This window comes from Pseudomonadota bacterium (assembly GCA_039815145.1).
Taxonomy (GTDB): domain Bacteria; phylum Pseudomonadota; class Gammaproteobacteria; order Steroidobacterales; family JBCBZW01; genus JBCBZW01.
The window spans coordinates 1-20,033 of sequence record JBCBZW010000092.1 but is presented as its reverse complement, the minus strand read 5'-3'; the positions used below and the strand labels follow the sequence as shown (position 1 = coordinate 20,033).

The window sequence follows — 20,033 nt, the reverse complement described above, 5'->3', positions numbered from 1 at the left end:
CATCACCAAGCTATAGTCTCCCTTGCGACCTTTGACTGCATCCATATACTGCTTGGCAACTTGCTCACAGTTCTTCTTGTAGTTGACGCCTTCTCGATAGTAGCATTTCTGCACCCGCGATCGAAGGATCTTGATGGTTTCTGCTTCGATCCATCTGTTTCTCACGCGCTCCCTCCTCTCGAATCTGTGATTAATGGGGTTGTATCCCTCTTGCGCTTCGTCTCCTTCTGCTGTTCATGTCAGAGCGACGGCAAAGAGAGAGAGTTATACTACAAAGCTCTCCTCAGAATCGGGGCTCGAGTTCGATCTTGACAGTCGATCCATCCATGAAATACGTCTACAAACCTGAACTCATGGTGGCAAAAGAGCGCGCTGGTCGAGGTACCTGTCCTTGCTTCGTCGACTGTAACATGTATTCCGAAAATCATCATCATCATCGTCATCATTACACTAGGTTGAACCAGACTTTTTCTTTTCTTTTATATATACATATATTTTTAAAAGCTGTAATATAATGCACGTCTGTTCCGTGAATGCTCCCTCGATCTGGCCCGACAAAGGACAAAAGCTCGACTCAGTGACCAACGATATGTGATTGAAACAGCAACAACGATGACGACGGCCAACGCTATGCTTTCAAGCATTCATTCCACACTATATACAATACATTACATTACATGTAATCGTGAGAGAAAACCCAGCCGGGCCTCCGACTTGACTTGACTTGACTCGCTCGTTCGCTCGCTCTCTCTCAACCCAGCTGGGTTTGAGTTATCATCAATTGTCGAGCAAAGCAAAGTAGCAACTCTCTATCTATTTCTTCACTCTCTAAATACAATACCATAAGATCGAACGAGCCATGTCTTCGCTCGCGGAATAAATATAACAGGCAGCGGTGATACTGAGCCACTGTCATCTATGATTCGAGCGGACTGTGTTTTCTTTTTTCCTATGATGGAATCTGTCGTCTGTGAGTCTAATGTGCTCCATACCTCGCCCTCACCTCACCCCCCCCCAAAACAACAGCAGCAAAGAAAACCAAGCAAGGATGCAAGCGGATGTTCGATGCATTGCATCACATCTCACATTGGATGATAGTATGTTACATTAGATCGCATTGATTATATTTCATTCCATTAGACTAGGGCACACCACATTGCACGGATGCTCAGCCGCACCTCAAACACCAGGACCTTGTGTGCTTATCCGATCCATGGATGGATGGATGGATGTCTATGTAATGTTGGCCTATGCCAGTCTATAGAATGAATTCTGGACGTGAGTGCTCAGCGGTCTGTCGCGTCGTTCAATAATATGCCAGTATGGGTAGTGGTGTGTGCAAACATCCAAGGGAGGGAGCATCAGACCCACGTACCAAGAACAGAGGCCAGGGTTGGGGCACGATGGATGGATGAGTGAGTGAATGAACGAGCGAATTGTGTCTCGCGAGAGCAAGCGTTGCGCGACATGCTCTTCGTCTCTGCTCGATTGTAGTCGATTGCCACCGATCGCCTTTTTGTCTGTCGCCTGGAACGACTATTGTACAGGACTCCATGTCCCAGCTGAAGGCGCTGATGCATCGGTCTAGCACAGGCCTTTTCGCGATGAGTGCCTCGCCGGACAAGCTCAAGGTTGCCAAGGGAGCTGTCTCCCTCACCAAGGCGGAAGATCGGCTGTTCCGCACGCTCCTCGCGACGGTGAAACACTTCAATCTGAAGACGACGATGCGCGTCGCAGGAGGATGGGTGCGGGATAAGATGCTCGGCAAGGAAAGCGATGACATCGACATCGCACTGGACAACATGATGGGCAAGACATCCAGCTGCATCGAAGGCTTCGAACTGTCGCTCGTGGGAGGAATCCACCAGCACGAGGCCCGCCACCCGCTCGGGATTGCGCTTGGCGAACAGCTGCACGTTGAGGCCGCCAAAGGAATGGCCGACCAAGACGTAGGGGCCACCGATGCTGCTGTAACCCAGCAGTTGCTCCAGCTCGGCGACGATACGCCGGCTGTGGCGAGGCGCCGGGCCGCGGTCCGACCAGCCGTAGCCCGCACGATCGTAGGTACACGCGCGCGTGTGCTCCGCCACCTTCGGCTGGATCAGTGACCAGTCGAGGGAAGTGCCCCCCAGGCCCGAGTCAAAGATCACGGTCGGCGACCCTTCGCCCATACAGTGCACGTGCAGCCGATGCTCACCCACCCACACGAACGTTCCAGGTGCCTTCGGCGCCGCGGGTCCATGGCTCAGCGCCGCGTGGCCGGTGCCCGCGAGCAAGGTGAGCGCGAGGCTGCAGGCGATGGCCAAACGTCGGGTGATGGTACCGGTCATAGACTCTCCGCGGCCTAGGCTGTCCTGTATATCGTGTCGCGTCTGCGTCTCGTGGCGCCGTCGGCTTGCCCCGTGCGCCACCGCGCTCAGTATTCGCACCACCAATTCAATAGCAGAGTTGGTCGTCCTTTGAAAATACCTCGGTGGCATTCCCCGGCGCAGCGCCCTGCTTCACGAACTACGTAGCGTGTGGCGTATGTCCCGGGTGACACGCCAACTCGTGATCATGTGTTCGTAGGCGCTGAGTGCTTGGAGCCAAAGGGGTTCGCGTCAGCGGCGTTCCGTGCGGCTGGGCGGTAGGCGCGGCGGCGGGAGTGGCGGCAAGGATGGGCGCGGTGCTGCGCAGTGCTTGAAGGTGTCCGCACCGGTCCAGCCGATGTTGTCGGCTTCGATGCGACCGTAGGCCCCCACGTCCGACGGTACGCGCCGCGCCCGGCAATTGAAGTCGCGTTGGATGGACAGGACGACATCGGCGGTGCCGAGCAGAGAGGCTCCCGCCCTTGGATAGGCGTTGGCGGCGGTGAACGGGGCCACCAGTTCGTCCGCCCAGGCGCCGGCGGCGAAGGTGCCCGCCGTCAGGTTGGTGGTGCCCTGGATGGCATTGCTGGCGATGAGTCCAAGCTGGGGCTCGTCGGCCACGTAGAGGGCCTCTCCCTCGGGGCAGTAGACAGCGTTGTTAGCCACGATGATGCGAGGTGCATCCCCTTGCCAGCCGCGAAAGGTCATGCAGCGCCCCACGCCGCCCCGTCGCACCACCGTGTTGTGGAGAATCACCAGGTTGTCGGGAATGCCTTGGTTGTTCGGGCTGCCGACGATTCCCGCTTCGCCTTTCACATTCTCGAGAATGACGACGTTGTTGCGAAGGTGGGCGTCACCGGTCACTTGTATGCCCCTTCCGCCTTGTCGGTTGAGAATGACGTTACCTTCGAAGATGTTGCGTCGCTTGCCGCCGTTAGCGTACGCCAGGATGCCGAGGCCATGGGTGTTGACGAACACGTTGTTGCGCACGAGCACCGCTTCGCTCCCTCCCTTCAGGTCGAGACCATCGCCCTGGTCGCGGCCCTTGGTGGAGTGGGTGTCATGGCAGTAGTTGCTGAGCACCTGTGCATCGGAGAATGTGCATGCACCCTTGTTGCAACCCAGATAAAGGCACTCCCCGAAACCGTTGGTGTCGTAGAACTCCGAGCCTCGAATGACGATATCCCTGTAGGTGGCGCCCGGCGTGTTGGCCGTGAAAGCGGCATCACCCGTTCCGTGGACGACGATGCGCTCGAAGCGCACTGCGGTGCTGCTGCGTTCCAAGCGGATCCCGCGGTCGCCCCCGGTGAAGGTGAGATCGCGGACGTCCACGTGGTTGCCGCTGAGATCGATGATGTTCTGCTGGCGATTGGGCCGATGCAGGTGCGTCGTCGCGCTTCCCTCGCCGCTGATCACCGCCGGGTCTTGGGCCGTGCCGTTCAGCTCGACGCCCAGGCGAGCGGTGATGACGTGTTCGCCGGCCAGCAAGTGAACGGAGCAACTGCTCGCCATGGCTTCGGCGAAGGCTTCCCGCACGTTCTCACCAGGACTCACGGTGATTTGGCACCGCGCCTGTGCCGCGGCCGCGGCGGCGAGGCTCAAGAGTAGGCAGACGGATGCGCGGGTGACGCGCGCAAGGATCGAACGCATAGGCGGGGTGAGCCTCGGGGACGGAAACTGCCGCCAGTTTACCGGTTGCCCGCGACGCTACGGCCTTCGAGGCTGCGGGCGAGGCTATGATCATCCGGGTCATCCGCCCCTGAAGCGAGGGATCCGCTGTGCTCGCCCTACCTCGACTATCCTATCTTGGCGCGTTGTCGTGCGCGCTCGTTCTGCTCCCGCCCACCCAGGCGGCCGACGCAGAGTCCGCCGCCCAGGTGATGCCGTGGGACGTGCAGGCGCTGCGCTACCGTCTGGTGGGGCCCTTCCGCGGCGGGCGCACGGTGGGTGCGGTCGGCGTGCCGTCACGGCCCGGTGTGTTCTACGTGGGGGTGAACAACGGCGGGGTGTGGAAGACTGACGATTACGGTCGCACGTGGCAGCCGATCTTCGACGAGGCGCCCACGGGGTCGGTGGGGGATCTGGCGGTCGCGCCGTCAAATCCAGACGTGATCTACGTCGGCACGGGCGAGGGCCTGCATCGCCCGGATCTCGCCGTGGGCGACGGCATCTTCCGCTCCGACGATGGCGGCGCCCATTGGCGCCATGTGGGGCTCGCCGATGTGCAACAGGTGGCCCGCCTCATCGTCCATCCGGAGGACCCGCAGATCGTGTTCGTCGCAGGCCTCGGTCACCCCTACGGTCCCAACGAGCAGCGCGGTGTGTTCCGCACGCGTGACGGTGGCGCTCACTGGGAGCGGGTGCTGTACGTGGACGCCGACACGGGGGCGATCCAGGTCGAGTTCGACCCGAGCGATCCGAACGTCGTCTACGCCAGCCTCTGGCAGCACCGCGACGGCCCCTGGGAGAACGCTGATTTCTCAGGGCCTAACAGTGGTCTTTACCGCTCCGACGATGGCGGCGACAGCTGGCGCGCCCTCACGGGCGGGCTGCCCGGCACCGCGCAGGGCGTCGGTCGCATCGGGGTTGGGATCTCGCCCTCGCAGCCCACCCGTCTGTACGCCACCGTCGGCGCCCGCGAGGGCAGTGGCATCTACCGGTCCGACGATCGAGGCGAGAGCTGGCGGCGCGTGAGCGAGGATGAACGGGTCTGGGGACGGCCCGGCGACTTCGGTGAGCTTCGCGTACATCCGCAGAACCCCGATGTGGTGTTCGCCGGCAACATCGCCGCCTACCGCTCCGACGACGGCGGCGAACACTGGACCTCGATCAAGGGCGCGCCCGGCGGGGACGACTACCACCGCATCTGGATCCACCCGACCGAGCCGGACACCATGCTCTTCGCCGCCGACCAGGGGGCGACGATCACCGTCAACGGCGGGCGCACGTGGAGCAGCTGGTACAACCAGCCGACGTCCCAGCTCTACCACGTCACGACGGACAACCAGTTCCCCTATTGGATCTACGGCGGTCAGCAGGAGAGCGGCGCCATCGCCATCGCCAGTCGTGGCAACGGTGGTCAGATCTCCTTCCGGGAGTTCCTGGGCGTGGGGGCGGACGAGTACGCGTACGTCGCGCCCGATCCGCGCAATCCGGATATCGTCTACGGCGGACGCGTCGTGCGCTTCGACCGGCGCACGGGCCAGACCCGCAACGTGGCGCCCGAAGCGTTGCGCTCGGGCGATGTGCGCGTGCTGCGCACGCAGCCGCTGATGTTCCATCCCGCCGACCCCACCATGCTGCTCTACGCCACCAACGTGCTGTGGAAGACTCACGACGGCGGTCAGCACTGGGACACGATCAGCCCCGATCTCTCGCGCGAGCACCCGGCCGTGCCGCCTAGCGTGGGTGTTTACAAGACGGACAAGATGGACACGATGGCACGACGCGGGGTCATCTACGCGTTGGCGCCCTCGCCACGAGACCGGCAAATCCTGTGGGCGGGCACGGACGATGGCCTGATCCACCACACCTCCGACCTGGGGCGAAGCTGGCGAGACGTCACGCCGCCCGCCCTGCGCGCCTGGGACAAGGTCTCGCAGCTGGACGCCGGCCATTTCGACGAGCACACCGCCTACGCCGCCATCAATGCGATTCGTCGCGATGACCAACGCCCCTATATCTACCGCACCCACGATGGCGGCGAGACCTGGGAACTGATCGTCTCCGGTCTGCCCGCCGCTGGCCCGGTCAACGTCGTGCGTGAGGATCCGCGCCAGCCCGGCCTGCTGTTCGCCGGCACGGAGCGGGCGGTCTACGTCTCCATCGATGACGGTGACCATTGGCAGCCGCTGCGCTTGAACATGCCCGCCTCGTCCGTGCGCGATCTGGTGGTGCACGAGAACGACCTGGTCGTCGGCACCCACGGCCGCTCGATCTGGGTGCTCGACGATATCGCGCCCCTGCGATCCCTCGCCGCAGCCAAGGCGGCACAGGGCCCCTACCTGGTCGCGCCCTCGCCCGCGGTACGCGTGCGCTGGAACATGTTCTCCGATACGCCGCTGCCGCCGGAGGAGCCGACCGGGGAGAATCCGCTCGCCGGCGCCGTGATCGACTACTACCTCCCCGCGTCCGCCGCGCGCATCGCCCTCGAGATCATCGACGACACCGGTGCCGTGGTGAGACGGTTCGATAGTGCGGCGGCGCGGACCGCCGTCGATCCGGCGTCCCTGGCCCATCCCACCTATTGGATTCGAGAGCCAGCGTCGCTGGGCACGGGGGCCGGGCACCAGCGCTTCGTGTGGGACTTGCACTACGCCTCGCCTCCGGGCGTCGCCCAGCGCTTCGATATCGCGGCGGTGTACCGCAGCACGCCGGTGGGCCCCGTTGGCCCCTGGGTGGCGCCTGGTGTGTACACGGTGCGGCTCACGGTCGACGGTCACGTGCGCGAGCAGCCGCTCAGCGTGAGCCTCGATCCGCGGGTGTGGATAGCGCCTGCCGAGGTGGCCGCCCAGACCGACGCGTCGCTCCGCGCCTACCGCGCCTATCTCGATGCCCAGGCGTTGCGCGAGCGCATCGACGCGGCCTTGGCCGGGGATGCGGGCGCGCAGGCCGAGGCCTTGGGCGAGCTGCGAGGTGACGGGCAGGCGCGGGTGGTCGATGTCACCTACGGCAGCATCTACGCGGCCCCCCTGGAGGAGGAGACGATCGTCGGCCTGCAGAGCAAGCTGCTCTATCTCCTGCAGCTCTACCAGGCGGCCGATGCGCGACCCACCGATGCGGCCTTGCGCGCGCTGGAGGCGCTGGAGCAGCGTGCTCACGAGCTGCAAGGGCGCTGGGCAGCGTTGATCGGGCAAGCGGCAGGGAGGCAGTGATGGCTGACGTGCCCGCGCTGACCTTGCATCACTTCAGCGAATCCAGCGCGAGCTACCGCATGCGCATCGCCTTGGGGCTGAAGGGGCTTTCCTTCCGCTCCGTGCTGGTCAACATCCGCCAGCGCGAGCAGCACGAGGAGCGCTACCGGCGGCTGAATCCCCAGGGCTTGGTGCCGTGCCTGGAAGTGGGGGAGGCCTTCGCCATCGGTCAGTCCAACGCCATGCTCGAGTACCTGGAGGAAGCGGGCGCCGGAGTGCCCCTGCTGCCGTCGACGCCCGCCGAGCGAGCTCAGGCGCGCTCGATCGCCCAGCAGGTGATCAGCGACGTGGCGCCTTTCCAGAAGACGACCCTGCAGCGTTACCTGAGCGATGCCTTCGACTTCGACGAGGGAGCGATCGGCCAGTGGCTAGGGTTCTGGATGGGCCGGGGCTTGCGGCCGATCGAGGCGCTGTTGGGCGACCGAGTCGGGCAGGGTGGCTTCGCGTTCGGGGAGCAGCCCGGTTGGGTGGAATGCTGCCTGGTCCCGCAGCTCCACAACCTACGCAAGTTCACCGTCGACCTCGCGCCGTTTCCCGCCCTGGTGGCGCTCGAAGCGCGATGCTTGGATCACCCGGCCTTCGAGGCGGCACACCCTCGCCATTGGCAGGGCTGAGCGAAGGACCAGGCGGGGTGTCGTGGCGGGCACGCGCGGCCCGCCACCGGTAGGGTGCTTACTGGCCGCTGCCGCCGTCGGTGGTCACGTCGAAGGTCTGGGAGAACTTCAGATCCTTCGTGTCCGTGATCTCGGCGGTGAGCTTGCCGGCCACGTCCGGTCGCATGTAGAAGCGGAAGCTCGGATTCTCGCTGATCGAGAATCCGGTTTGTGCCGAAAAGATCTGTTCGCCGTCTAGGGACACCTTCACATCACGCACGAAGTGGGCGGGCAGGTAGAGCTGGGTCACCTGGTCCATCTGCATACCGTTGATGTTGGGGTGGCTCACGTTGAGCTGGAACTGGCGGGCCTGCGCCTCGGTGTTCGGGTCCAGCTCGCGGAACTTCATCTTGCCCAGGCGCGCCATGGCCGCGTCGAGGTCGGCGCCGGCTGGCGCCGCACAGCCGCCGCTCGCCTTCACGAAGCTGCGCGCCATGTGCAAGCGGCCGTCGTTGGTGCGGGCGACCACGCGCACGGGCGAGTACTGGTCGATGCGCAACCGCAGGGCGAGGTCCGCGCGACCGGCCTTCGGCGAGAAGTCGAAGCGGCCCGCGAGGGGGCCCGGGTTCTTGTCGACGATCAGCCAGATGGTCTCGATGTAGCGGTCTTCGGTCTGCGGGAAGGCGGCCGTGATGTTAATGGGCACGATCGCCGCGTTCTGTGCGCGGTAGGGCGCCTCCAGGTTGATGACGCCTTCGCCGTCCCAGATGTCCTCTTCGGGGAAGAAGTGATCGCGCAGACCGTTCTGCCAGATCACGTCCTCGACGGGACTCGACTGCTGAGCGATGGCGCTCGGCGCGCCGACGAGCAGCGCCAGGGCCAAGGGCAGGGCGAGCAAGAAGCGTTGCATAACGATGAGCTCCTGTAGCGGGTTGGGACCTACTCCCATTCGAGTTCTACGTACGCGGCGGCCACGTTGCGCTGATGGTAGTGATCGGCGAGTTCCCAGCCCGAGGTGGCCTCCGTGGCCGCTTCGCTCTGCGCTCGGTCGATACTGTCGCCTCGGGCGACGGCGGCGCGTACCTCTTTTCTGACCGCACTAAGATACGCGAGGTTCGGTCGGAATGCCTCCTCCACGCTCTCACTTACGGGGCCATGGCCGGGCACCACCAGGGCCGGTGATGCACTGCGCAACCACGATTCCAGTACCCCGATCCAACCGTTGATGCTGCCATCGACCACCGGCAGGTGGTGGCGGAACAGGAGGTCGCCGGTGAAGAGCGTGCGGCTCTTCGTGTCCAGCACGCTGAGGTCGCTGTCCGTGTGCGCGGTCGGGTGGGCGGTCACGATGAGTTCGCGGCCGCCGAGATCGACTCGCAGGATGCCGTCATCCCCGGGGGCCGTATTCGGCGGCACGATCACCTGCTCGGGCTGCCAGGGGCTGGCGCGTACGGCGTTGGCGTTCTGCACGTAGCTGGCGCTGCGCATCGCCGTCGCGCGTTGCAGGTTGCGGTGGCCCACCACGGCAAGGTCTGGATTCGCTTCGATGAACGGCCGATTGCCGAACACGTGGTCGGGGTGGACGTGGGTGTTGATCAGGTGGGTGATCGGAAGCTCGGTGATCTGGCGAATCGCACACAGGAGCGCTTCGCCTTCGGCTGGGCTGCCGCCGCTGTCGATGACGGCTACGGCATCGGTGCCGACGACGACGCCGAGGTTGGCCAGGTCATCGGCCTCGAAGACCACGCCGAGCTTACCTGGCCGCAGGTAGACCCCGGGCCCGATTTGCTCGAGGCCGGTTGCCGGGCACGGCGCTTCGCCAGCGCACGCGCCAAGGCTCAACAGGCCGATTGCAGCGAACCATGCTGGCCTCAAGGCAACATCCTGTTGATCACGCCATCACGCCGTACCAAAGCGTGTAATGCTGCGCCACCCACATGGAGCACCAAGGCCAATATCAGCAGCTTCGCGCCGAGGTGGTGGGCGTCGCTGAAGAGTTGGTTCAGTTCTGGCGATTTCTCCGCCCACTTGGGCAGGGCGATGCCGAACCAGCGCGTCGAATAGCCGCTGTAGGACGTCGAGAGATAGCCCAGCAGCGGTTGCAGGAGCATCAGCAGGTAGAGGAAGACCGCGTTCGCTTTGGCTGCGGTGCGCTGCCAGGCGGGCATCATGTCCGGGAGCTTTGGTGGCTGATGGGTCAGGCGCCAGATAAGACGTAATACGATCAGCACCACCGCCGTCAGGCCGATGGACTTGTGCCAGGAGATGACCGCTCCGCGACTGTCGTGCCCCTCCGGTAAGGTGTTGAAGTAGTACCCAACCACCATGAGCGCGAGGATTAGCGCGGCAACGATCCAGTGCAACGCGATCGCCATTTGGCTGTACTTCTCATGCCTGGTGGCCGTGGACGGTTGTGAACTCGACATGACACCTCTTTCGTCACTCGGTAAGGGCGTGATGCACGGTATTGTCAGTGGTAATCCGCATCACGTGTGTCTAGTATTCTTAACAATTGACGGCTGCGTTCAGGCCCCCGAGGGTGCACTGTGCCCTGCCAACCGCGGCTTACTATATGACCAACGACTCCAAGGACGACATCCCCCCAGGTGAACGCGGGCTTCGGCTAGAAGGGCGAGCCATCGCCGAGCCTGGTGCCCGGCCCACCCGGATCAACCGCTGGGAAGCTGACGCAGGCACCACCTCACCCATCGATACGGTGGCGGTGGAAGAACCCCTGGAGATCCGACTAGCGTGGACGGACGCGCAGGGCGAGGCGCGCGAGCAGAGCATCTCCATCACCATGCGCACGCCAGGCAACGACCTGGAACTCGCGGTGGGCTTTCTCCACGGCGAGGGCATCGTCACCGATCCGAGGCAACTCGCCAAGGTCGATCACTGTGGGCCTGCCGTCGGCCCGCATCAGCTGCGCAACGTGGTTAAGGTCACCCTGGCCGATGCGAGTCAGCTGGATCTGGGGCGCCTGGAGCGCCACTTCTACACGACCTCCAGCTGCGGTGTCTGCGGCAAGACCTCCTTGGAGGCGCTGCGCGTGCAGACCCGTTATCGCTGCGCGTCCTCGGCTATGACGCTGTCAGCGGCTGCCCTCGGCGCCTTGCCGAATGAGCTACGTAGGCATCAGGAAGTGTTCGGCCGCACGGGTGGGATACACGCCTCCGCGCTGTTCGATGCGGCGGGGCGGCTCGGTGCCATCCGCGAGGACGTCGGCCGGCACAACGCCCTCGACAAGTTGCTCGGGTCCGAGTTCATGGCGGGCCGCCTGCCCCTGAACGACTTCGGGGTGCTGGTCAGCGGTCGTGCCAGCTTCGAGCTGATGCAGAAGGCGGTCATGGCCGGCGCCAGCATGCTGGCAGCCGTCGGCGCCCCGTCGAGTCTGGCGGTGGAGCTGGCGCGCGATTTCGACGTCATCCTTGTCGGCTTTCTGCGTCAAGATCGATTCAATGTGTATTCGGGCGCCGAGCGCCTCCTGGCCCTGGAGGCGAGTGCCGGGCCGGCGCCACGCCACCCCGGCACGCCCGCCGAAAACCAAGAGAGCAGCCCATGAAGCTACGTATCCGAGGCAATTCCATCCGTCTGCGCGTGACCCGCGGGGAACTCGCGAGCATCGCCAGCGAGGGCCGTGTGGAGGAGCGGGTGGACTTTGGCACGAGTGCCTTGCACTACCGCCTGGTCCGTGACGACGCGCTGCCAGCGCCGATGGCCAGCTTCGAAGGTCCGGTGATCGAGGTGAGACTGCCGGCGGCCACGGTGGATGCCTGGGCTAACGACGATACGCAGGTCTCGGTCGATGCGCAGCAGACGGTGGGCGATGGCGCCCTGCGCATCCTGGTGGAGAAGGACTTCGCCTGCCTGCAGCCACGCACCGGCGAGGATGAGAGCGACATGTTCGCCCATCCCGACACCGGCAATCACACATGTTAGGTGCGCGCCACCCCGTGGCTGCGACCCGGGCGCGTTTATCGCAGGTCATTCCCCTCTAGCCAGCGGTGGATGGCCTCCAGCGTGGCGTCCTCCCAGTCGGCCTGCACATCGCGGTCGGCGGGCCCATAGCCCTGCGCCAGGCGAATCGCGCCGACGCCGGCCGCCTTGGCCGCGCGTACATCGTAGGTCGAGTCGCCCACCATGACCGCGTGCTCCGGTGCAACGCGGAGGGCGCGTAGGGCGTCGAGCACGGGGTCCGGTGCGGGTTTCTTGGCGGCGCTGTCGTCGCCGCAGACGATCGCCCCGAACCGTGCGGTCCACGCGAGGCCGTCGAGCAGTTGCAGGGCGAAGCGCCGTGACTTGTTGGTGACAAGCCCCAGGGGAATGCCGCGGGCGCTCAGCGCGGCGAGCAGCGCCTCGGCGCCGGGAAGTGCTCGGGTCGTGCGCCCGTTGGCCCGTTCGTAGTGCTGTGCGAAGACGGCAAGGGCGTGCGCCCGCGCCTCAACGGTGCTGGTGCTGACGCCCGCCCAGGTGAGGGCTTCGTCCATCAAGACGTCGATGCCCCGTCCCACCCATCGGCGCACCCGATCGCTGCCCGCCCGCCGGTGGCCCAGGGCTTCGAGTGTGTCGTCCGTCGCCATCACGAGATCGCCGAGGCTCTCGACCAGCGTGCCGTCGAGATCGAAGAGCACGGCCTGGGGGCGCGCCAGTGAATGCGGGGGCTGGGGCAAACGGAAGCACCTCGGGGCTCGGGCGACACAGCGGTCGGTGGTCCGCCGCGGGGGCGGGAAGTGCGTGCTAGACTCCCAGCCCGTTTTCAGCGGATCAAGGCATTAAACATCATGAACACGACCATTTCGCGAATCATGCGTGCAGGTCTCGCCGCTGGCATCAGCCTCGTCGCCGTCACCGCCGGCGCAGCGGATCTGCTGCGCGGTGAGTTCACCAACGGCGACGGCGAGCGCCAGCCCTTCCTGGTGACCGGCGAGTCCCCGGAGGAAATCGTCGGCGGCAGCATCCAGATGGGCAACGATCAGTACACCATCGCCAAGCAGAGCCGCCTGGGCCTGATCGGCGCCGCGCGCTTCGCCAAGGGCGGTGGCCGCGAGTTCGGCGAGTATGCGGTGATGTCGTCTTCCTTCAGTGAGATGACCGCCACCGGCCAACCTTGGGTGAAAGCGCAGAGCTACGTCGGCTGCGACAAGGACTACAACACCTTCGTCGCCATCTACCGCGTGTACGGCGTCGATCGCGTCAACGCCCTGGGTTCCTCGCCCTACGGCAACTTCACCGACGACCCCGAGGCCGCGGACGAGTCCATCGTCTACTGTCTCTTCTCTCGCCCGGGCAGCGATAACCCGCCGAGCAGCGGCCAGGGCGACGACGCTCCGGCAAGCACCTAGGGAACCTCTGCACCCCTGTAGCTACGGCTACAGGGAACTCCGCGCGCCTAGATCTCGTGTGGCTGGACGCACGGGGCCGCCGACCGGCCTTATGCAGAGCTTCCCTGGGACCCCTCCAGCGTCCGACCGTAGCGGACACTGCGGTGTCCGCTAAGTGTCCGCTGTCCGCTACCGGACGCTTCTCGCAGCGTCCTCGAGTGCCTCGCGAATCGGCTAACTCGCTGTTTCTTAGCGACTTCCGAATCCATCCAAGCCTTTGGCACGAGCGCTGCATCTAAGTCCGTAACACTCACCACCGGACGGGATGCGGACGTGAAAACCTCACTACTCGACAAGACGGTTGCCATCGGTGTCGTCGCCACCGCTTACGTAGCCCTCATCGCGCTGTGGGCCCCGCGTCTGGAGGGATCGCCCGCGCTGTCACCGCAAGTGCTGCAGGCGCCCTTCAGCTTCGAAGCCGAGGCGGGCTGCGCCATCGAGATGCCGCCTGCCCATCCTCTGCCGATCGCCCCCCAGAAGCCGTCGCGTCGGGGCTTCTGGCTGTGAGCGTACCCCGCGTGAGCAGCAACCCAGATATCTCACCTAGTCGATCCGCTAGTCTGGAGCGACTCACGGCACGCACCGACCAAGGCGCAAAGGCGTCGGAGTCCGCTGGCACGGCATCCATCCGCGATACCTCGGCCCAGGACCTGCAGGTGGAGGGGGCCGCCGCTCGCCGCCGCCGCCGCTGGGTGCTGCAAGGCGTGGCGGTGCTCGCCGCTGTGCTCGTGGTCGGCTGGTTTGCGGCCCCGAGCGTGCGCGCTTACCTGGCCGCGCCGACCAGTATCAGTGAGGGCAGGTTGCGCCTGGCCCAAGTGGAGCGGGGGGGCTTCGTGCGTGATGTCGCTGCCGAGGGGGTGGTGGTCGCGGCCGTGAGCCCCACACTGTTCGCCCCCGAAGACGGCACCGTGACCTTTCAAGTGCAGGAGGGCGACGTGGTGGCAGCAGGGCAGGCCCTGGCGGTGGTCGACAGCCCCCTGCTGCGCAGCCAACTGCAGCAGGAGAATGCCACCCTGCGCAGCCTCGAGACGGGTATGGCCAGACGCGAGCTTGAAAATCGTGCCCAGGACCTCGAGAACCAGCAGCAGGTGGATCTCGCCCGGGTCACGGTCACGGCTGCCGAGCGCGAACTGCGCCGCGCAGAGACGTCGCGCGCCTCCCAAGTGATCAGCCAGCAGGATTACGAGGAGGCGGTGGACAACCTCGAGCGCGCGCGCCTCGAGTACGCCCACGCCCAGCAGAACGCCAAGCTCGAGAGCGAGCGCAGCGCCTTTGATCTGCAGACCCTAGGCATCGAGCGCGACCGCCAGGCGCTGGTGGTGACAGACCTCGAGCGCCGCGTCGCGCAGCTGTCCGTCCCCTCACCTGTCGACGGCATGGTGGGCACCCTGGCCGTGACCCAGAAGGCCGCCGTGGCGCGCAACGCTCCCGTGTTGACCGTAGTCGACCTCTCGGCCCTCGAGGTGGAGATCCGGGTGCCCCAGAGCTATGGCGACGATCTGCTCATCGGCTTGCCGGCGGAGGTCACCTTCTCTGGTAACCGCTACCCCGCCACCCTGACCGCCGTCTCCCCGCAGGTGCAGGAGAACCAGGTGGTCGGACGTATCCGCTTCGACGGCGACCTGCCGCCGCGCCTGCGCCAGAACCAGCGCGTCGCGGCACGCGTGTTGCTCGAGTCGACGGACGACGCCCTCAAGGTCAGGCGCGGGCCGTTCCTGGACACCGGGGGTGGCCGCGTGGCCTACGTCGTCGAGGATCGCGTGGTGCGCCGTCGAGTCATTCAAACCGGCTCGAGCAACCTGCGCGAGGTGGAAATTCTCGAAGGTCTCGAGCCGGGCGACACGGTGGTGATCTCCGATATCTCCATCTTCGACGGCGCCGAGTCCGTGATGCTGGCGCGCTAGCCTTCGCCGAACCGTTCAACCCAGTCAGTTAACTTTTTCGAAAGGTCCCGTGGCTCGCTCGACGCACGAGCCGCCACGGAACTTAAGGACCCAAGGAGCCACTCATGTTCAAGATGGAACACATCACGAAGGTCTACCGCACGGAGCTGGTGGAAACCCACGCTCTACGCGATTTCAGCCTCACCGTCGAGTCGGGCGAGTTCGTTGCCGTGACCGGACCCAGTGGCTCCGGTAAGACCACGTTCCTCAACATCGCCGGCTTGCTCGAGTCACCAAGCAGCGGGCGCTACATCCTCGATGACCTCGAGGTGAGCGAGCTCGATGACAACGCGCGCTCGCGTATCCGCAACGAGAAGATCGGCTTCATCTTCCAGAGCTTCAACCTGATCCCCGACCTCGACGTGGCGGACAACGTGGAAGTGCCCCTGCGCTACCGCGGTATGAAAGGCGGTGAGCGTCGGGAGCGCACCGAGGCAGCGCTGGATCTCGTCGGTCTCGGCTCGCGTAAGCGCCATTTGCCGGCCCAGTTGTCGGGCGGCCAGCAGCAACGCGTGGCGATCGCCCGCGCCCTCGCCGGCAACCCCAGCTGCCTGCTGGCGGACGAGCCCACGGGCAACCTCGACTCGCTGATGGCGCGTCAGGTGATGGAGCTGCTCGAGGAGATCAACGAGCGCGGCACCACCATCATCATGGTGACCCACGATCCGGAGCTGTCGCGCCGGGCGCAGCGCAACGTCCACGTGCTCGACGGCTGCGTGTCCGATCTCGAGGGCGAGCTGGTCGGCTCCGCCGCCATCGCCTGAGGGGTTCGCAATGTTTTCCTATCACTTGCGTTTGGCGTGGAAGAGTCTGTGGGGCAATCGGGCGCTGAGCCTGCTGATGGTCGCGGCTATCGCCGTGGGCATCGGTGTTTGCATGACCACACTCACGATGTACTACCTGATGTCCTCCAATCCCGTCGCCCATCGCAACGATGTGTTGTTCGCTGTACAGCTCGATGGGTGGGACCCGGAGGAAGCCTACAACGAAGATCCTGAAGGGCCGCCCTGGGAGCTCACGTGGCGCGACGCCGGCGCCCTGCGCCAGAGCGACATCCCCACCCGTCAAGCGGCCATGTACAAGGCCACCTTCGTGGTGCAGCCCGAGCGCGAGGATGTGAATCCCTTCCTGTCGATCGCGCGCGTGACCGACAGCGACTTCTTCCGCATGTTCGACGTGCCCTTCCTCTACGGCGATTCCTGGGACAAGGCCGCCGATGACGCCGCCGAGCAGGTGGTGGTGCTGAGTCGCAGCATCAACGAGCAGGTCTTCGGCGGCGAGAACAGCGTGGGCCGCACCTTGCGCATGGGCGATCGCTCCTTTCGGGTCGCGGGCGTGCTGAAGGACTGGAACCCGACGCCGAAGTTCTTCGACCCGAACAACGGCGCCTACGACGATGCGGAGGACATCTACGTACCTTTCACGCTGACTCGTCCCCTCGAGCTCGACTCGGCTGGTAACACCAACTGCTGGAAGCCCGAGCCGCGCAACTCCTACGACGACTTCATGAACTCCGAGTGCGTGTGGATCCAGTACTGGGTGGAGCTGAGCTCCGCGGCCCAGCGCCGCGAGTACCAGCGCCACATCGACGCCTACGCGCAAACGCAGAAGGCCCTCGGCCGCTTCGAGCGTCCCCTCGACAATCGCCTGACCCGGGTGTCGGATTGGCTCGACGTGCGTCGCGTGGTGGCGGATGACAGCAAGGTGCTGGTGGGCCTCGCCTTCATGTTCCTCGCCGTGTGCCTGTTCAACACCGTGGGCCTGCTTCTATCCAAGTTCGTAGGTAAGGCGTCGCAGATCAGTATTCGCCGCGCCCTGGGGGCGACCCGTGGGGAGTTGTTCCGCCAGCACCTGGTGGAGGTGTCGGTGATCGGCCTACTCGGTGGGATCTTCGGCTTAGGTCTGTCCTACCTGGGGTTATGGGGCGTGCGCGCCCTGAACGCGGGTGCCGAACGCACCACCTACCTCGATCTCAACATGGTCATGCTCGGGGTGGGGCTGGCGCTGATCTCTGCCGTCGCCGCCGGTCTCTACCCGACCTGGCGCGCGGCCAACGTCGATCCGGCGCCGTTCCTGCGCGCGCAGTAAGCGAACAAGGAGTCAAAGACAATGCTCGAAATGAGACCGATCCTGAGCGCACTGATGCGCAACAAGACGGGCGCCATCCTGATCGCCCTGCAGATCGCCTTCACCCTGGCCGTGCTGATCAACGCCGCCTTCATCGTGTCCCAGCGCGTGACGCAGATCACCCGCGATAGCGGCATGGACGTCGACAACGTGGTCACCGCCCAATCCTGGGCCGTTTCTGACGATGCAGACATCAAGGCTATGGTGGATCTGGACGTCGCCGCTCTGCGCGAGATTCCCGGCGTGATCGCCGTGACCGCCAGCAACCAGGTGCCGCTCTCCGGCGGTGGCTGGGGCGATACGGTGCACAACGTCGTGCGCGGCGAGGAAGGACGCATCGATTCGAACGCGGCGCGCTACATGGTCAACGAGCAAGGCCTGGAGGCACTCGGCCTCACGCTCTACGAGGGGCGAGCCTTCACCCGCGAGGACATCAACTGGCGCGAGTCCAACAGCTCGGCCCCCATCGAGAGTGTGATCATCACCCTGCCGATGGCCAAGGAGCTGTTCCCGGACCTCAGCACTTACGTGGGCCAAACCCTTTACGACGGCCTCGACCGTCCGATGACCGTGGTCGGCGTGCTCGAGCAGATGCACGGCGCCTGGGTGGGCTGGGATCGCCTGGACATGGTGATGCTCGCGCCCGAGAAGCCGACCAGCTCACTGGTGCGCTACCTGGTGCGCGTGGAGCCGGGCACCGCGGAGGCGATGACCAAGCAGGTGGAGACCGTGTTGACCGAACGCGATCGCGGGCGGGTGGTCCGCCGCGTGGTGCCGATGAGCGAGTATCGTGACAACAGCTACTCGCGCGATCGTGCGATGGCCATCCTGATGGTGGTGGTAGTGGTGATGCTCACAATGATCACCTCCCTCGGCATCGTCGGTCTCGCCAGCTTCTCCGTCGCCCAACGCACGCGGCAGATCGGCACGCGACGTGCCGTGGGCGCCCGGCGCATGCACATCGTTCGCTACTTCCTGGTGGAGAACTGGATGATCACCACCGGCGGCGTCGTGCTCGGCACCGCCTTAGGCGTTGTCTTCAACATCTGGCTGGCCCAGGCTTACGAAATCGATCGCCTGAACCCCATCTACGTGCCGGTCGCGATCCTCTCGATCTGGGCCCTGGGCCTGCTGTCGGTGCTCGGCCCCGCTCGGCGGGCGGCCACCATTCAGCCGGCTATCGCCACGCGCACGGTGTGAGTCGGTTCGGGCGACGGTACGATGGTGCGCGGCCGGCGCTTGGCGCCCGCCGCGCCAGCGCTGAAGGAGGGGTGTGGCCAGGATGAGTGTGGTGCTCGTCATCGACGACAACGACGCCGTGCGCACCGCGCTCAGCGTGCTGTTCTCCCTGCACGGACTCGAGACCGTCACGGCCGAGAGTCCTGAAGCGGGCCTGGCGGCGCTCGATAAGCACGCGGTGGATCTCGTGGTGCAGGACATGAACTTCACCCGCGATACGACCTCCGGCGAGGAAGGCATCGCCCTGTTCCAAGCCCTGCGCGAGCGCGATCCGGACTTGCCGGTGATCCTGTTGACGGCGTGGACCCACCTGGAGACGGCCGTGAGCCTCGTGCGCGCCGGCGCCGCGGATTACCTCGGCAAGCCCTGGGAAGACGAGAAGCTCATCACCACGGTCACCAATCTGCTGGAGCTGCGCGCCGTCTCGGCCGAGCACCGCCAGTTGCTGGCGGCGCGCCGGGCGGCGCGCGAACGCCTCGCCGAGCGCCAGCAGCTGTGTGGCCTCGTGTATGAGAGCGACGTCATGCACGAGCTGATCACCGTGGCCACTCGCATCGCCCCGGCGAATGTGCCCGTGCTCATCACCGGCGCCAACGGCGCGGGCAAGGAGAAGGTGGCGGAGATCGTGCAAGCGAACTCCAGCGTGCGTGAGGGGCCCTTCATCAAGGTCAACGTGGGTGCCTTGCCGGCAGAGCTGATCGAGAGCGAACTGTTCGGCGCCGAGGAGGGCGCCTACACGGGCTCGAGTCAGGCGCGGGCGGGACGCTTCGAGGCCGCCGACGGCGGCACCCTGTTTCTGGACGAGATCGGCAACCTGTCCCTGCCGGGGCAGGCCAAGCTCCTGCGCGTGCTGCAAACCGGCGAGTTCGAACGCCTGGGCAGCGCCAAGACGCGCCACGTGGATGTGCGGGTGATTTCGGCCACCAACGCGGACCTGTCCCAGGCCATCACCGATGGCGAGTTTCGCGAAGACCTCTACTACCGGCTCAACGTGATCGAACTGGAGGTGCCGCCGCTCGCCGAACGCATGGACGATGTGCTGCCGTTGGCAGAGCATTTCCTGGAAGGTCGGGCGCGGGTGACGGCGTCGGCGCGCGAGGCGATGTTGCGCTACCAATGGCCAGGCAACGTGCGTGAACTGCGAAACCGGCTGCAGCGCGCTCAACTGCTCTGCCAGGAGGGGCACATCTCGCCGGCGGACCTCGGGCTTGCTGGCGAAACTGACGGTCGCTCCGTGTCCTCCACGATGGCGGGGTCGCCCGGTGCCCTGACGGCGGACACGGTGACCGAAGCGCTGGCCCGTCACGACGGCAACGTCACCCATGCCGCCCGCGACCTCGGCATGTCGCGCCAGGCGCTCTACCGGCGCATGGAGAAGTTCGGGCTCCCCCGCACCCGCTAGTGGGCCGCTTGGTGAATAAGGTAACGCTCAGTCTGGGCAGGGGCGCTGCCAGCAAGGCGCGTCGCGCAGCCAATGGCCCCGCCATTG

The 20,033-nt window shown here is 65.1% G+C and carries 16 protein-coding genes and 2 pseudogenes; 12 read left to right on the top strand and 6 right to left on the bottom strand.

The features are described from left to right. The first annotated feature begins 1,553 nt into the window (after window positions 1-1,553). Window positions 1,554-1,871: pseudogene (locus tag AAF184_18350) on the top strand (hypothetical protein). Here the strand turns inward: AAF184_18350 and AAF184_18345 are convergent. Then, window positions 1,872-2,171 (bottom strand): annotated as a pseudogene (locus AAF184_18345) (alpha/beta hydrolase). A gap of 429 nt (window positions 2,172-2,600) precedes the next feature. Beyond that, on the bottom strand, window positions 2,601-3,998 hold the full coding sequence (locus tag AAF184_18340) for a right-handed parallel beta-helix repeat-containing protein (GenBank protein MEO0424305.1): 1,398 nt from the start codon (window positions 3,996-3,998) through the stop codon (window positions 2,601-2,603). Between the two features lie 164 nt (window positions 3,999-4,162). Here AAF184_18340 and AAF184_18335 point away from each other — a divergent pair, with 164 nt between their 5' ends. Further along, entirely contained in the window at window positions 4,163-7,222 is a 3,060-nt protein-coding gene (locus AAF184_18335; GenBank protein ID MEO0424304.1) for a glycoside hydrolase, read from the top strand. Beyond that, the gene (gene maiA, locus AAF184_18330; GenBank protein ID MEO0424303.1) at window positions 7,222-7,875 is read left to right on the top strand and encodes a maleylacetoacetate isomerase; all 654 of its coding nucleotides are present in this window, start codon (window positions 7,222-7,224) and stop codon (window positions 7,873-7,875) included. The genes AAF184_18335 and maiA overlap by 1 nt, the downstream gene beginning before the upstream one ends. Window positions 7,876-7,933: 58 nt before the next feature. On the opposite strand, the gene AAF184_18325 is transcribed toward maiA, so the two are convergent. Genes AAF184_18325 through AAF184_18315 form a run of 3 tightly spaced genes read right to left on the bottom strand, consistent with a single transcriptional unit; the run spans window position 7,934 to window position 10,280 of the window. Next, entirely contained in the window at window positions 7,934-8,764 is an 831-nt protein-coding gene (locus AAF184_18325) for a quinoprotein dehydrogenase-associated SoxYZ-like carrier (protein MEO0424302.1), read from the bottom strand. Window positions 8,765-8,793: 29 nt separating this feature from the next. Further along, window positions 8,794-9,729, bottom strand: a complete 936-nt coding sequence (locus AAF184_18320; GenBank protein MEO0424301.1) for a quinoprotein relay system zinc metallohydrolase 2 — start codon at window positions 9,727-9,729, stop codon at window positions 8,794-8,796. Beyond that, window positions 9,726-10,280 (bottom strand): cytochrome b, encoded by a 555-nt coding sequence (locus AAF184_18315; protein ID MEO0424300.1) that lies wholly within the window; start codon window positions 10,278-10,280, stop codon window positions 9,726-9,728. The genes AAF184_18320 and AAF184_18315 overlap by 4 nt, the downstream gene beginning before the upstream one ends. A gap of 146 nt (window positions 10,281-10,426) precedes the next feature. Between AAF184_18315 and fdhD the strand changes: the two genes are divergently transcribed. Further along, on the top strand, window positions 10,427-11,416 hold the full coding sequence (gene fdhD, locus AAF184_18310; GenBank protein MEO0424299.1) for a formate dehydrogenase accessory sulfurtransferase FdhD: 990 nt from the start codon (window positions 10,427-10,429) through the stop codon (window positions 11,414-11,416). Further along, window positions 11,413-11,793, top strand: a complete 381-nt coding sequence (locus AAF184_18305) for a hypothetical protein (GenBank protein ID MEO0424298.1) — start codon at window positions 11,413-11,415, stop codon at window positions 11,791-11,793. Before fdhD ends, AAF184_18305 begins: the two co-directional genes overlap by 4 nt. A 35-nt stretch (window positions 11,794-11,828) precedes the next feature. Here AAF184_18305 and gph read toward each other — a convergent pair whose 3' ends face one another. After that, on the bottom strand, window positions 11,829-12,524 hold the full coding sequence (gene gph / locus AAF184_18300) for a phosphoglycolate phosphatase (protein ID MEO0424297.1): 696 nt from the start codon (window positions 12,522-12,524) through the stop codon (window positions 11,829-11,831). 111 nt (window positions 12,525-12,635) lie between these two features. On the opposite strand from gph, the gene AAF184_18295 reads away from it, so the two are divergent. From AAF184_18295 to AAF184_18265, 7 genes are all read left to right on the top strand, one after another. Beyond that, the gene (locus AAF184_18295) at window positions 12,636-13,196 is read left to right on the top strand and encodes a hypothetical protein (protein MEO0424296.1); all 561 of its coding nucleotides are present in this window, start codon (window positions 12,636-12,638) and stop codon (window positions 13,194-13,196) included. A gap of 312 nt (window positions 13,197-13,508) precedes the next feature. Next, a complete protein-coding gene (locus AAF184_18290; GenBank protein MEO0424295.1) occupies window positions 13,509-13,742 on the top strand; it encodes a hypothetical protein in 234 nt (77 codons plus the stop codon). An 11-nt stretch (window positions 13,743-13,753) separates the two neighbouring features. Then, window positions 13,754-15,139 carry an HlyD family efflux transporter periplasmic adaptor subunit gene (locus AAF184_18285; GenBank protein ID MEO0424294.1) on the top strand — a complete coding sequence of 462 codons (1,386 nt, stop codon included), beginning with the start codon at window positions 13,754-13,756 and terminating at the stop codon, window positions 15,137-15,139. Window positions 15,140-15,243: 104 nt separating this feature from the next. Next, complete coding sequence (locus AAF184_18280) at window positions 15,244-15,942, top strand: ABC transporter ATP-binding protein (protein MEO0424293.1); 699 nt, start codon at window positions 15,244-15,246, stop codon at window positions 15,940-15,942. Between the two features lie 10 nt (window positions 15,943-15,952). After that, a complete protein-coding gene (locus tag AAF184_18275; GenBank protein ID MEO0424292.1) occupies window positions 15,953-17,266 on the top strand; it encodes an ABC transporter permease in 1,314 nt (437 codons plus the stop codon). 21 nt (window positions 17,267-17,287) lie between these two features. Then, window positions 17,288-18,505 (top strand): FtsX-like permease family protein, encoded by a 1,218-nt coding sequence (locus AAF184_18270; GenBank protein MEO0424291.1) that lies wholly within the window; start codon window positions 17,288-17,290, stop codon window positions 18,503-18,505. 82 nt (window positions 18,506-18,587) lie between these two features. Beyond that, on the top strand, window positions 18,588-19,946 hold the full coding sequence (locus tag AAF184_18265; protein ID MEO0424290.1) for a sigma-54 dependent transcriptional regulator: 1,359 nt from the start codon (window positions 18,588-18,590) through the stop codon (window positions 19,944-19,946). Window positions 19,947-20,033: the final 87 nt, after the last annotated feature.